The organism is Natrinema marinum, from assembly GCF_024296685.1.
Lineage (GTDB): Archaea > Halobacteriota > Halobacteria > Halobacteriales > Natrialbaceae > Natrinema > Natrinema marinum.
In genome coordinates, this window is the sequence record NZ_CP100763.1 from 2,616,427 (window position 1) to 2,629,707 (window position 13,281).

The window sequence follows — 13,281 nt, forward strand, 5'->3', positions numbered from 1 at the left end:
CCAATCCCGCTGGACTTCGTCCTCGGACGTTCTCAGCGTCGACCGAGAAAAACCAGGGTAGTGCGGGACGACAGCCGTCGATTCAGGCGGCGAAATCGGATCGTCAATCGTTCCCAGACGGCGGGCGACAAGGGGTTTTTATATCGGATAGTGAGTGGCCGCGTCGCCCCCGCTCGAGCGCCGGGACACCGCGAGAGCGAGGGTTCCGACGACCGGCGGAACCGTCGATCCGCGGATCGAATCGGCCAAAGGTCCACAGTCACCGCCCCGACGTTCGCGCCGAGCGGACCGCTTCGCCGTTCAATCACAGCTTTCCATCGACGAAACGGTGTCCATCCCGGTGTCGATCGACCGGTAGAAATACTGACTCGAGTCCGAGTCAACGGGACGGAAGGGTTATGCCGGTAGTCCCGTATTACCACTCGAGCAATGGACGAGTCCCCGTCCGTCACCGAATCGTTCGACGACCCGCGAGTCACTCCGCAGTTCTGCCGTCGCCTCCCCGAGACGACCGGCGACCTCGTACTCGTCGGCGTCGTCCACGACCACCCCGCGAGCGTCGCCCGAGTGGAACGCGTCATAGAGCGTGTCGGTCCCGACACGCTCGCACTCGAACTTCCCCCGGCGGCCCTGCCGTTGTACAGGATCTACGCCCGCGGCGACGCGGACGATCCGACCCCGCCGCGCTTTGGCGGCGAGATGAGCGCGGCGATCCGCGCCGCTCCCGACGCCGACGCCGTCGGAATCGACGCCCCCAACTGGTCGTTCGTCCGCGAGCTCGTCACGCGACTCGTTGCCGACCGCGTCTCGCCCGCGACGGCCCGGCGCGTTCTCTCGGGTCTCGGCGGCGCGACCCGCGAGGCGATGGCCTGCCGGATCGCAGCGACGCTGACTCACGCGACCTCGATGACCGTCGCACCCGATGATCGGATCGAGTACGACTGCGATCGAACCGATCCGCCCGAGCGCCAGGCCGACCACGAACGCTCCCACGTCGCCGGCGTGCAGGCGCTGCTGGGCAGCATCGACACCGACGGCAGCGCGCTCGCGTATCGAGACGAGACGCGCGAACGCTGTATGGTCGATCGACTCGAGACGATTCGCTCGGAGCCGGGCACCGTCGTCGCCGTCGTTGGCGTCGACCACTTAGCGCGACTCGCAGCGGAGCTCTCGGCGTAGGGGCGGGGTTTCGACGGAAAGAGAGAACCGATGTGCTAGCGGTGTGCGGGCGGTTCGATCAGAATCTCGCCGTCGCCGCTGACTCGAACGCGGTGGCCATTGACGACGAACGAGAGAGTGCCGCCGGCCCGTGGCGTCCCGTCGTAACGGGGCCGAAAGAGGTCGTCGAGGGCGTCGGGATCGACGGTATCGTACAGCGAGACGCGGCTATCGGTCACGTCGACACCCATACAGTCGGCGAGGGCGTGAATCACGGTCGTACTCAGCGCGGCCGGTCCATTGGGGTCGTGCGAGGCGCGATACAAGGATGGAGAGCGAGACTGCGACGGTGGAGGTGCGTATCCGTTCATGGCGGTTCGTCTCCTACCACTCTCTGTTTGAAGACTAAAAGCGTAATCGTTCATTACCAGCCCGATTCGTCAGATCGAACAGACGTTAGCAATCACTTCCGGTGAAATTCACTGCAGAGTGACCGAACTGGGTTCCGACTGTCGTCTCGAGCGAAACGACTGAGTCGCCCCCCTCGAGAGCGGTTCGACGGGCGACGTTCTCTCGGCCGACAGCGGTCGGTCCGCGAGTACCGATCACTGCCGGATAGCGGAGGCGCAGTTCCAGCAGTACGTAAACGTCTGGTCGGCCTCGTTGGGCGCGCCACAGTGTGGACAACGGACCGTCTCCCCGTCGGGATCGGATTCGGGAGCGTCCATCGGGAAGTCGGTGTCGCCGAACTCGTCCGAGGCGCGGGGATACCGATCCGGACCGGGCGACGAGTGGATGCTCGCGCGGTTCGGATCGGCCAGCGACGGCGTGCGCTCGCTCTCGTCGTCGTCGCGGCGGGCGTACAGATAGTACAGTAACAGGTGGAGCAGGGCGAACAACGCGATATAGCCGATGAGCCAGCCCCAGAGCTCCATCGGCATGTGATACGTTCTCGAGGCACTTGGATATTCCCCGCATTTCGATTCGTGAAAGTCGGGGCACGAAGAGTATCGACGGCGGGCCGCCACGAGGGCTAGAGGTCGCGCTGAAACTCGTCGAAGACCTCGAGGTCGTCGGGGAGGTCGTACGGGAGATGGCGTTCTTCCTGCCGGTTGACGCCGGCCTCCTCGACCGGCGTGGCGACATCCTCCCAGCCGGGTTTGATCTTGACGCTCTGGGCGGGCATCCCGACGGCGATGTGGTGGGCGGGGATATCGTGTTGAACGACGCCGCGGGCGCCGACGATGGCGTTTTCGCCAACCTTGTTGCCCGCGCGGACCATCGAGTCGTAGGTCAGACGGACGTCGTCCTCGACGATGGTGTGGTAGTTGCGGACCTCAGTCTGGTCGACGACATCGTGGTCGTGGCTGTAGATGTGAACGCCGTCGGAGATCGAGACGCGGTCGCCGATGGTCAGTTTCCCTCGGTCGTCGAGGTGGACATCGTCGTGGACGACGGCGTTGTCGCCGATCGTGATGTTGTGGCCGTAGGTAAAGGAGATCCCCTTGAAGAAGCGACAGCCGTCGCCACACTCCTCGAAGAGGTGATCGGCGAGCATCCGCCGGAAGCGCAGCGCGAACTCCACGTTGTCCGCGATCGGCAGGCTGTCGAACTGCCGCCAGAGCCACTGGAGGTGCTTGGAGGTGCGGAACTGCTCCTCGTCTTTCTCGGCGTAGTACTCGCTCTCGAGGGTCGTGTTACAGGGATCGTAGCTCTGCAGGCGGACGCGCTCGGCCGGCGAAACGGACTCGCCGCTCTGCCAGCGCTCGTAGGCCTCGCGGTCACCCGAGAGGTCGATCAGGACATCCTCGACGACCGAGCAGGTGTCCTCGTCGCTCGAGAGCCGTCGATCGACCTCGTCGATGAACTCGCGCATCCCCGCTTCGGCCTCGTCGGGGAGCGACACGTACCGCTTTGTCATACTCCGAAGTATTGCCCGCCGAGTTGATAGTGGTTCGGTTGTACAGCGGGGGTTGCCGGACCCGCTTGCACGCGGGTTACCGGGAACGGATTCACTCGCCGCTGGAGCGCCAACCGGCGAGAATCAGCGCGGGTAACGCGAGCGCACCGACGAGCAGCGACGCGCCGACGATCAGCGCACCGACCGTGACGCGGTCGCGCGGAAACTCGAGCGACAGCGCGGCGACGGCGACGACTACTGCGACAGCGACGAGGACCAGCAAGAGGCGTCGAACGGGCCGCGAACGGGGAGCCGTCATCGTTGCGGATACGTATGAGCGAGTGACCAAGAGCGGTTCGACTCGTCGGGCCGCCGAGCGCGAGCGCGGCGCTCGCCGAACGGGTTCGGATCGGGTGCTCAAGCGTTCCGGTCACCCTAAGTTCCCCCGCTCCGAACGGGCGCGTATGCGATATACCGAACTGGGCGACTCGGGCGTCGAGGTCAGCGAGGTGGGCTTTGGCGCGTGGGTCGTCGGCACCGACTGGTGGGGCGACCGCTCGGAGGACGACGCCCTCGAAATGATTCAGTACGCCGTCGATCAGGGGATCACCTACTTCGACACGGGTGACGTCTACGGGCACGGCCGCAGCGAGGAACTGCTCGGAAAGGCCCTGTCCGAGGTCCGCGACGAGGTCACCGTCGCCACCAAGGTCGGCTACGACTTCTACAACAATCCGCAGGCCGGCCACGGCGAACTCCCGAAAGAGATGGAGCCGGAGTACCTGCGTGAGGCCGTCGAACAGAGCCTCGAGCGCCTCGGCGTGGATTCGGTCGACGTGCTTCAGCTTCACAACGCGAACGTCGAAGAGATCACGCCAGACGTGCTCGAACTCCTCGACGAACTCGAGGAGGAAGGACTGATCGACGCGACCGGGCTCGCGCTCGGCCCCTCGATCGGCTGGCTCGCCGAGGGCGACCTCGCGATCGAAAAGGAGTTCGACTCCGTCCAACTCGTCTGGAACGTCTTAGAGCAGGAAGTCGGCAACCACTTCCTCGAGACGATCGGGCGAACGGATTCGTCGACCAGCCTGATCCCGCGAGTCCCCCACTCCTCGGGCATCCTCAACGAGCAGGTCACGCCCGACACCGAACTCGGCGAGGGCGACCACCGCGGCTTCCGCCCCGACGAGTGGTACGAGACCGGCTGGGAGAAACTCGAGCAACTCCGATTCCTCGAGCGCGACGGCGAGCGAACGATGGGGCAGGCCGCGATCATCTGGCTGCTCTCGCACGACCCCGTGGCGACCGTGACGCCGACGTTCCGCACCACGGACGATATCGACGAGTGGGCGGCCGCCAGCGACCTGCAGCGGCTCACCAACGAGGAGATGGCTCGCATCGACGACCTCTACGCGAACGGCTTCGACATCGACCGCGACGACGGGATGGACGCGCTGCGCTCGTCGGTCGGCGGCGAGGACATCGAATCGGCCGGCCTGGACAAACTCGCGGCTGATTGAATCGGCTCGCGGCGGGTGAGTCGATTCGACCGACGGCTCGAGCCGGGGTCGGCGGCGGGCTCACGAGGACGGCCACCGGGCGTTCGATCCGCTCAGTCGCCCTCCGAGTTCACGAGTCGAAACTCGAACTCCAGTTTCCCGTCCGTCTTCACGTTCACGCCGCCGAGTGCCTCCGAGAGCTGCTCTCGCGCCCGTGAGCTCGGCTCGACGGTGACGGAGACGCTGTTGCTGTTTGCGTTGTACGTGATGTTGCCGACGGCGACGTCGAACTCGAAGAACTCCGGGACCTCCTCCCTGAGCTGTGCTCGCACGCCGTCGACATCCGACCGTACGTCGGCCATCTCTTCGTTTAACGTGCCCATCGACGATGGTTGATGGTAACACACCTTAACCGTTGAGCCTGAACTGTACGGAGGCTCATACCGGGCTACGCCGGCATCCGAAGCGCGTACAGGATCGCGACCAGTCCCGTCACCTGACTGCACTGACCGAGGATCGCCGCGACCGGTTCCGAGACGAACGGGAGCGCGACGTAGGCCAACAGCAACAGGAACGGGACGGCGAGCGCCAGCGCGCGCCACTGCAGTCGCGCGCGCCGGTCTTTCATCCCGTGTCCCGTCGGTCGACACGTGATGCCATCGACACGTCCATCGAACGCGCTTGAACTGGAGCGTCGGCACCTACTACGGCCCCGAACACGCGCCGGCACCCCTCGCGCTGGCCACGTTCCCCGTGCTCGTGGCGCTAACGGACGCTCGGACTACGGACGCTCGGACGAGGACTCGAGCGCGCCGCCGACGGCGAGTTCGATCGCGTCCGCGGGCTCTATGTGCGTGCTCGCGACCCTGACGACGCTCGTGGCCTCGCAGGTCGCGTTCGTCGCGGCGATGTGGGGATGGGCAGCGCTCGCGGGACCGTGGTCAGTCGAACCGCTCCGCGAGCCACTCGTCCCACGTCACCGTCCCGACGGCCCGGTCCGGACAGGTTGCCCCACCCGCTCTGAAACCGGCGGCGGTCTTTCCGGGGATCGGGAGACGGACAATCGGCCGCCGCAGGCCGCGGGCGTCGCGGTAGGTCCGTGCGAGATCACCGACCGTTCGCACCGCCGGGCCGCCGATATCGGGCACACGGCCGGCCGGTTCGGGCGTGGCGCGGCCGACGACTGCGTCCGCCGCTTCTCCGACGTCGATCGGCTGTAAGCGAATTCCGGTCGGGAGCGGCCAAACGGGCAGCCGCGAGACCGTGCCGAGCAACTCGGCGACGAACTCGTGAAACATCGTGATACGGATGATCGTCGATCGAACCGCACTCGCCTCGACCGCCCGCTCGGCCGCCAGCTTGTGTTCGTAGTACGAATACGGAACGTCGTCGATACCGACGATGGAGACGTACACGAAATTCGAGACGCCCGCGTCGGCGGCCGCCTCGAGCAGCCGTTCGGTGCCGCGCACGTCGATCGCCTCGCTGTCGCCGCGGGGCGCGCTGGCCGCGTGGACGACGACATCGGCGTCCGCGACGGCGTCTCGAAGGCCCGTCCCGTCGGCCAGATCCATCGCGACCCACTCGAGGTCGTCGTCGCCGTGGTCCGGCGGCGAACGACTCGCGGCCAGCACGTCGTGGCCCGCCTCGAGCAGTCGCGGTCGCAACGCCGTTCCGAGCGTGCCGGTGGCACCCGTCAGAAGCGTTCGGCAGGTCATAGCGACGCGTTCGTCCCGGACGGTCGAATCGTGACTGCCGGATCCGTCTGTGGGATTTAAGTCAGTGACGATGACAGCTATCCCATGAAACACGTTCGGGTGACGCTCGACGCGGCCGGCCGCGAGGACGAGATCCACCCGATGTACGACGTTTTGACGAACGCACCGTACGTCGACCGGGCGACCGCGCTACAGTGGAACGCCGCCGGCGACGAACTCGGTGCGTTGCACTACGTCGTCGGCGACCGCGAACCGTTCGTCTCGGCGATGGACGAAATCTCCGAAGTACTGGCCTACGAGGTCGCGCCGGCCGGTTCGGACGCGTTCTACGTGTATACCAGAGACGCGACCACCGAGTCGGCACGAGACCTGTTCGAAACGATTACGCGAACGCCGGTCGTCGTGGTCCCGCCGATCGAGTACGCCGCCGACGGAACGGTGTCGTACTCGGCGTTCGGCCCGGCCGACGCGATTCAGACGGCCATCGAGAGGATTCCGGAGCCGATCACCGCCACGATCGGCGGAATCGGCGGGCTGGCGGCAGCGCCGGGCGTCCTCGCGTCGCTGCTGAGCGAGCGCCAGCGGGAGGCGATCGATGCCGCATACGAGTTGGGGTACTACGAAATACCGCGCGAAGCCGACCACCGGGCGATTGCAGACGCGATCGACTGCGCGCCGAGTACGGCCGCCGAACACCTGCGAAAGGCCGAAGCGAAGCTCCTCGAATCGGTCCTCGAGGGGTGAGCCAGCGCTGCGACGAACCCGCGGCGAAGCGACACAGCTACGCCGGTGGACTCGATCCCGCCGATCGGGCGGCGGCCGACGGCGCTCGAGCGAGAGTCCATATATATGTCCCTCTATATCTGGGCTCACCCCCTACCCGGGACGAGAACGATGTTCTAGGCGGAGCACGCACCATCCAAATCCATGAAACCGTACGAATTTACCTGCCCAGACTGCGGTCGAGAGATCCCCGTGACGGGCCCGATGCGGGAGGCGACGCTGGCGAACGGCTGTCCCGTCTGCGGGCGGTCAGTAAGCGCAGACCATTTCGCCACGTGACCGCGATCGAGAACCCACGCAGGCTCGAGTACCGTCTCCGCCCTCCCGATTACGGTACTTCAAGAACAGCATACAACACCCTTAGTCTCATTTAATCTCCCCCATGATACGCTTTTACACCCGAACGGTGTGGTAGCTAGCATCATGACCGAAGTTACGTACGTCGGGAAGGCGTGTGCGTACATCACTCGCGGGACGGGCGAGCTGTTGGTCTTCGACGGTCCGGGACACGCGGGACTTCAGATTCCGAAAGGGACGCTCGAGCCCGGCGAATCGCCGCGAGAAGCGCTGTTCAGAGAGGTCCGCGAGGAGAGCGGACTCGGAGCGCTGAGCGACACGCGACATCTGACGACCGACATCTGGACGCGACGCGAAGGCAGGCGGTACGTACGCCACTTCTTCCACTCGACGGTGTACGAACCCCGCGATCAGTGGACCCACACCGTCAGCGACGGCGGCGACGAAGACGGTGCCGAGTTCGCGTTCCGCTGGGTCCGCCCGACGACCGCCCGAGAGTTCGCGCTCGATCTCGACGAGTACGTCGGCCTCCTCCCGACCGCCTCCGTTTCCAGCGACGCCGTGAGCGCGTCTGACTGACGCTTCCTCGCCCCTTCCCGACGAGGAGGAGCCGCTCCGGCGCGCCACAAGAGCTAGATTTGCCGGCGTTTCCGGGGATGGGCTTCCACCGACGGTATCGTCACCGTCGTCGGCGACGACTGCGACGGCCGCTTCACGCGCGGTCAGATCGATCGCCTGTTCGCCGACGGCCGCCTGAGGGCGTGCTCGACGACGAGAGCCACCTGTCGGACGACCGGGTGGATCGGCCCCTCCTATTTTGAAAGCGCGCGCTCGACGGCCTCGGCCACGTTCGTCGCCTTCTCGGCCAGGTCGTCGGACACCAGCCCGTCGTCGACGGCTGCCTCGAGTTCGTCTGCGTCCACGATGTCGACCGTCCCGTCACTCTGCCGGATCACGTCGACGTGGAGGTCGACGTAGCGCACGCAGTCGGGGAACAGTTCGACCGGCGTGCAGACGTTGACGTAGGTCCCCTTCGAGGCGCCGTCGGCGGCCTTGTACGTCGTCGGATACCACCAGCGTCCCTCGCGGAACTTCGTGACGGCCACGTCGCCTTCCTCTTTGGGTGCGCCGAGCGCGTCGTAGCTGCCGCCGCCGCTCATGGACCGCTCGAGGGTGACCTTCCCCTCGGGCGCCCAGTCGGTGACCTCGCCTCGCCCCAGCGAGATGCGTCGGCCGTCGGGTTTGCCGTGGCCGATCTCGAGACGGTCGCCTCGTTCGGGGCCGAACTGGCGCGCGACCGCGGCGAACGGGAACTCGCCGTCGCCGACGCTGTCGCTGAGCGAGCCACAGATCGCCTCGGCGAAGTCGACCGCCGCGCTCGCGGCTCGATCGGCCGCCTTCGTCCGGTGGTGGCCCGGCATCGTCGTCTCGACGCGCCGCCGAACGTCGTCCAGGGCGAATCTGGACTCGCGGCCGAACCAACACCACTCGGTCCGTCGGGGCGCGGCGAGCAGCCCCGGCTCGCCGGGCTCGGCCGGCGCGTCGGCGACGGCGTCCTCGAGTTGCCGCGCGCGCTTCGCGGCGTCTTCGAGGGCGTCCCCCATCGCCTCGAGGTCCGCGTCGGCGGCCGCATGCTGCCAGCGGATCCCCCAGCCGTCGGGCACTTCGACGGAGAGCAGGTCGGTCATGCCGACGAGTTCCTCGGCGCGCTCGCCCCGCAGCGCCGCCGAGACGCCGCTTCGATCGCGCGAGAGGGTACAGAGCCCACCCTGTACCTCGAGCGTCGGCGCGACGAGCGGTCGGTCGTCGTCCCACGGCGGCGCGGGCTCGCGGACCTGGACCCGGTAGCGGTTGCCGTCGTCGACGTAGCCGTCGACGCCGTCGTATTTGAGAAAGCCGCGGCGGCCGTCACCCAGATCGACGACGGCGCCGCTGCCGCCGCCGGCCTCGAGCACTTCGGCGTCGAAGACGGCTCCCCGGGGTGCGTCGGCCGCCCAGCGGAACGCGTCGATCGCGAGGGCCTCGAGTTCGTCCGCGACCGTCTCGACCGCGTCGGGCTCGCCCGAGACGCCGACCCCCTGGCGGTCGCGAGTCGTCTCGACGGCGGCGGCCGCTGGCGCGGCGTCGAAGGATCGGTCGAAGCGCTCGCGAATCGGCTCGGAGGCCTGGACGACCTCGCAGCCGGCTTCGGCCAGCAGCCGGGTGACGGCCGTGGTGTAGATGCCGCGGACGCGGGCCGTCGTCATCGCCCGTCCCCCGTGACCGCTCGACGGCCCGCCGTCGGCCGTCGCTCTCCGAGCCGCCGTCGTCCCGCGCTCGAGTGCGATCGAACCGCGTCCTCGAACACGGCGATCACCGCAGCGTCTCGCGGTCGGCGGCGAACCGCACCCGATCGTTGATCGTCGGTCCGAGGGTGAGTTCGACCGAGCCGTCGTCTAGAATCCGGCCGTCCTCGACGTAGACACCCCACGTGTCGAACCGGAGCCAACCGCGCATCTCGCCGCCGTGGGTTGTGATGTCCGCGTAGTCGACGGCGTGTTCCGGATAGTCCGAACGCGAGTGGGCCATGTCCATGTCGGAGTAGACGGTATCGTGGTCGTCAAAAAAGTCCTCGAGCGCCGTCGCGTCCCGCCGGACGGCCTCGACGACCGCCACGGAGGCGGCCCGGAGATCGTCGGTCTCGAGGCCGGCGTCGCGAAGCGCGCGCTGTGTTCGCTGGTCGAAGTGCATACGCGTCGGTTGGGGCGGCGGGCCTTTGTGGATTCCGAGTCCGATCGGCCGTCACGGGGCCGCGCTGCCCGTCGGACCCCTCCGGGGATCGGAGCGTCCGGAAAACCCGGCAAAGCATACTTACCGACGGGCGACCACCAGTGGCTAATGAGTCAGGAGGCAGAATCCAACGCCCCGGGGAAGACGTCGGGGGGACCTGAGACCCGCTCCGAACCCCTGAGCGTAGAAACCGGCCTGGAAGCCCTCCGCTCGAGTTCGGAGTTTCGGGGGCCGGTCGAGCCCCTCGATGGCGCGGACGCGAACGAACACATCGCGCTGTTCTATGACTCCCCCGACGAGCGGATCGCGGCCACGGTTCCGTTCGTCAGACAGGGGATAGAGCGCGGCGAACGGGTGATGTACGTCATCGACGAGCAGTCCGAAGCGGACGTGCTCACGGCACTGCGCGACGGCGGGGTCGATGTCGACGCCGCCACCGATTCCGGGGCGCTCACGTTCCACTCGGTCGAGGAGACCTACCTCCGGAACGGCGCGTTCGATCCCGACGAGATGCTCGAGTTCTACGCCGAAACGATCGAGGCGACGGCGGGGGCGTACGAGGGGCTTCGGATCACCGCGGAGACGAACTGGCTCCTCGACGACGGGACGTCGATCGAGGACTTCATGGCCTACGAGAGCCGCGTGAACGACCTCTTCGAAGGCGAGGACTGCATCGCGCTCTGCCAGTACGACCGCCCGGCGATGCCGCCGGGAATACTCGCGGACATCGTTCGGACCCACCCCCATCTCGTCTACGACGGTGCGCTCTGTCACAACTTCTACTACACGCCGCCGCAGGCGTACTTCGGCCCCGACGAGCCCGCTCGCGATGTCGACCGGATGCTGGGAACGCTCGTCGACAGGACCGAAGCGAAAGCGGAGCTCGGCGACACCATCGACGAGCTGGCGGAATCGAACGAGCGCCTCAAACGGTTCGCGTACGTCGCCTCCCACGACCTCCAGGAACCCCTGCGGATGATCTCGAGCTTCCTGCAGTTGCTCGAGAGCCGATACGGGGACGAACTCGACGAGGAGGCGGCGGAGTACATCGACTTCGCCGTCAACGGAGCCAACCGAATGCAGGAGATGGTCGACGGACTGCTCTCGTACTCGCGGATCGATACGCAGGACGCCGAGTTCCGGCCGGTCGACTGTAACGACATCCTCGGGGCCGTGCTTGACGACCTCCGACTGCAGATCGAGGAGACCGACGCCGGGGTCGTCGTCGGCGATCTCCCGACGGTCGTCGGCGATCCGACCCAGCTCGAGCAGGTGTTTCACAACCTCGTCGCGAACGCGATCAAGTACACCGACGACGGACCGCCCCACGTCGAAATCGACGCGCAGCGACGGAGCGATCGCTACGTGTTCTCGGTAGCCGACGAGGGAATCGGTATCGATCCGGCGTACGCGGACCAGATCTTCGAGGTCTTCAATCGCCTCCACTCGACCGAGGAGTACCAGGGGACCGGGATCGGGCTGGCGCTGTGTCGAAAGATCGTCGATATCCACGACGGCGACATCTGGGTCGACGCCGAACCCGACGAGGGGGCGACGTTTTACTTCACGCTCGTCGGAGCCGATCGATGACGCGTTCGAACGAGAGCAGCCGATGACTCGCGACCACGGCATCGATCCGGCCGACATCTTGCTGATCGAGGACAACCCCGGCGATATCCACTTGATCAGGGAGGCCCTCGAGAAGGGCAGCACCGACGGTTCGGTGCCCGTCATCACCGACGGGGCGGAGGCCCTCGACTACGTGGACCGGTGGGACGACGCCGGCTCGGCCCCGGCCGTCGTCGTTCTCGATCTGAACCTGCCGAAGGTAGACGGGAAAACGATCCTCGAAGCGATCAGGGCCGATCCGGCGCTGCGATCCGTTCCGGTGGTCGTCTTCTCGAGTTCGGAGTCGGCGGAGGATATCCGCGAAACGAACCATCGAGGAGCGGACGGCTATCACGTCAAGCCGGTCGACCCGAACGAATACATCGCGCTCGTGCGGGCGATCGCGGCGTCGGTCTCCGATACCGGACGACCGCCGCCGGGAGCGTATTCGACGACTGATCCGATCGAGTAGCCCCGCGCCATCACCGCTTGCCGAACCTATACCGGTCAGGCGTCCGTACGAACGCCCATGCAGCGCAGGCGCGATCCGATCGAGCGAGCCGAGGAGCGAAACGGCGACGGATCGACGGATCTCTACGATATCTCGACGTGGGAGGCGCGATCAGCCGTCGATCTGCTCGCGTACACGCTCTACAACGCCGTCAGCTACGGGTTTCGAGCGCTCGTCTTGCTGATCGCGCTCGCGATCACGCTCGTGTTGCTCGTCTCGCCGGCCGCGGTCGTCCTCGAGGACCCGTTCGTCGCCTTCTTCTTCGGGCTCTCGGTCGTGCCCGCGGCGTTGCTCGCGGGGTATATCTGGTACGCCGATATCACCACGAGCGAGCCGCTCTCGCTGCTCGTCGTGACGTTCCTGCTCTCGGTACTGTTCGCGACGTTCGCGGCGGTCGTCAACTCGGTCAGTTCGGCACTGCTCGGCATCGGCGGCACCGCGCTCTTCTTCTACCTGATCGTCGGCCCCGTCGAGGAGACGGTGAAACTGCTCGCCGTCTACGTCTTCGCCTACCAGAAGGACAGTTTCGACGCCGTCATCGACGGCGCGGTCTACGGGGCCGTCGCGGGACTGGGCTTCGCGGCCATCGAGAACGCGCTTTACATCAGTCGCGTCATCGGCGAGGCGAGCCCCACGGCCAACATCCTCGTCACCGCGAGCGGGATCACGACCGTTCGGGCGCTGGCCGGCCCCGGTCACGTCATCTACTCGGCGATCGCGGGCTACTACCTCGGGCTGGCGAAGTTCAACCCCGACGACGCCGGCCCGATCGTCCTCAAAGGACTACTCGTCGCGGCGTTCGTCCACGGCACGTACAACGTCACGGTCGGTATCGTCCCGAGCGCCGTCGCGAACGCCGTCCCCGTGATCGGCTACGGCGTCGCGTTCGTCGGCTACGTGATCGTCTACGACGCCGCGATCGGCTACTACCTCTACCGGAAGCTCTCGCGGTACCGACGGACGTACCGCGCGGTCAGGGGCAACACCGAAAGCGTCTCGCGACCGGAGCTGACGGAGTTCGACCCGCCACAGCGCTAG

The 13,281-nt window shown here is 66.7% G+C and carries 17 protein-coding genes; 8 read left to right on the forward strand and 9 right to left on the reverse strand.

Annotated elements, in window-relative coordinates:
• Positions 1-429 precede the first annotated feature (429 nt).
• Complete coding sequence (locus tag NKH51_RS13020; protein ID WP_254762119.1) at positions 430-1,179, forward strand: TraB/GumN family protein; 750 nt, start codon at positions 430-432, stop codon at positions 1,177-1,179.
• Between the two features lie 35 nt (positions 1,180-1,214).
• Here NKH51_RS13020 and NKH51_RS13025 read toward each other — a convergent pair whose 3' ends face one another.
• The 4 genes from NKH51_RS13025 to NKH51_RS13040 form a co-directional block, all read right to left on the reverse strand.
• Positions 1,215-1,529 carry a HalOD1 output domain-containing protein gene (locus NKH51_RS13025; protein WP_254762120.1) on the reverse strand — a complete coding sequence of 105 codons (315 nt, stop codon included), beginning with the start codon at positions 1,527-1,529 and terminating at the stop codon, positions 1,215-1,217.
• Positions 1,530-1,763: 234 nt separating this feature from the next.
• Positions 1,764-2,093 (reverse strand): DUF7577 domain-containing protein, encoded by a 330-nt coding sequence (locus NKH51_RS13030; protein WP_254765152.1) that lies wholly within the window; start codon positions 2,091-2,093, stop codon positions 1,764-1,766.
• A 98-nt stretch (positions 2,094-2,191) separates the two neighbouring features.
• Positions 2,192-3,079: an acyltransferase gene (locus tag NKH51_RS13035; protein WP_254762121.1), complete on the reverse strand. Its 888-nt coding sequence runs from the start codon at positions 3,077-3,079 to the stop codon at positions 2,192-2,194.
• Positions 3,080-3,170: 91 nt separating this feature from the next.
• Positions 3,171-3,377, reverse strand: a complete 207-nt coding sequence (locus NKH51_RS13040; protein WP_254762122.1) for a hypothetical protein — start codon at positions 3,375-3,377, stop codon at positions 3,171-3,173.
• Positions 3,378-3,522: 145 nt separating this feature from the next.
• Between NKH51_RS13040 and NKH51_RS13045 the strand changes: the two genes are divergently transcribed.
• Entirely contained in the window at positions 3,523-4,578 is a 1,056-nt protein-coding gene (locus NKH51_RS13045) for an aldo/keto reductase (RefSeq protein WP_254762123.1), read from the forward strand.
• A 92-nt stretch (positions 4,579-4,670) separates the two neighbouring features.
• Here the strand turns inward: NKH51_RS13045 and NKH51_RS13050 are convergent, their stop codons facing one another.
• From NKH51_RS13050 to NKH51_RS13060, 3 genes are all read right to left on the reverse strand, one after another.
• Complete coding sequence (locus NKH51_RS13050) at positions 4,671-4,940, reverse strand: hypothetical protein (RefSeq protein ID WP_254762124.1); 270 nt, start codon at positions 4,938-4,940, stop codon at positions 4,671-4,673.
• Between the two features lie 65 nt (positions 4,941-5,005).
• Complete coding sequence (locus tag NKH51_RS13055; RefSeq protein WP_254762125.1) at positions 5,006-5,185, reverse strand: hypothetical protein; 180 nt, start codon at positions 5,183-5,185, stop codon at positions 5,006-5,008.
• 313 nt (positions 5,186-5,498) lie between these two features.
• The gene (locus NKH51_RS13060) at positions 5,499-6,275 is read right to left on the reverse strand and encodes an SDR family oxidoreductase (protein WP_254762126.1); all 777 of its coding nucleotides are present in this window, start codon (positions 6,273-6,275) and stop codon (positions 5,499-5,501) included.
• 84 nt (positions 6,276-6,359) lie between these two features.
• Between NKH51_RS13060 and NKH51_RS13065 the strand changes: the two genes are divergently transcribed.
• The 3 genes from NKH51_RS13065 (at position 6,360) to NKH51_RS13075 (ending at position 7,934) form a co-directional block, all read left to right on the forward strand.
• On the forward strand, positions 6,360-7,019 hold the full coding sequence (locus tag NKH51_RS13065) for a helix-turn-helix domain-containing protein (RefSeq protein ID WP_254762127.1): 660 nt from the start codon (positions 6,360-6,362) through the stop codon (positions 7,017-7,019).
• A 183-nt stretch (positions 7,020-7,202) separates the two neighbouring features.
• Positions 7,203-7,337 carry a DUF7560 family zinc ribbon protein gene (locus NKH51_RS13070; RefSeq protein ID WP_254762128.1) on the forward strand — a complete coding sequence of 45 codons (135 nt, stop codon included), beginning with the start codon at positions 7,203-7,205 and terminating at the stop codon, positions 7,335-7,337.
• A gap of 144 nt (positions 7,338-7,481) precedes the next feature.
• Positions 7,482-7,934, forward strand: coding sequence for an NUDIX hydrolase (locus NKH51_RS13075; protein ID WP_254762129.1), 453 nt, complete (start codon positions 7,482-7,484; stop codon positions 7,932-7,934).
• Positions 7,935-8,167: 233 nt separating this feature from the next.
• Here NKH51_RS13075 and NKH51_RS13080 read toward each other — a convergent pair whose 3' ends face one another.
• Complete coding sequence (locus NKH51_RS13080; RefSeq protein WP_254762130.1) at positions 8,168-9,601, reverse strand: ribonuclease FAU-1 family protein; 1,434 nt, start codon at positions 9,599-9,601, stop codon at positions 8,168-8,170.
• 106 nt (positions 9,602-9,707) lie between these two features.
• Positions 9,708-10,085, reverse strand: a complete 378-nt coding sequence (locus tag NKH51_RS13085) for a DUF7532 family protein (protein ID WP_254762131.1) — start codon at positions 10,083-10,085, stop codon at positions 9,708-9,710.
• A gap of 147 nt (positions 10,086-10,232) precedes the next feature.
• Here NKH51_RS13085 and NKH51_RS13090 point away from each other — a divergent pair, with 147 nt between their 5' ends.
• The 3 genes from NKH51_RS13090 to NKH51_RS13100 are packed head-to-tail and all read left to right on the forward strand — an operon-like array spanning position 10,233 to position 13,281.
• Positions 10,233-11,714: a sensor histidine kinase gene (locus NKH51_RS13090; RefSeq protein WP_254762132.1), complete on the forward strand. Its 1,482-nt coding sequence runs from the start codon at positions 10,233-10,235 to the stop codon at positions 11,712-11,714.
• Positions 11,715-11,736: 22 nt separating this feature from the next.
• Positions 11,737-12,204, forward strand: coding sequence for a response regulator (locus NKH51_RS13095; RefSeq protein WP_254762133.1), 468 nt, complete (start codon positions 11,737-11,739; stop codon positions 12,202-12,204).
• A 57-nt stretch (positions 12,205-12,261) separates the two neighbouring features.
• Complete coding sequence (locus tag NKH51_RS13100) at positions 12,262-13,281, forward strand: PrsW family intramembrane metalloprotease (RefSeq protein WP_254762134.1); 1,020 nt, start codon at positions 12,262-12,264, stop codon at positions 13,279-13,281.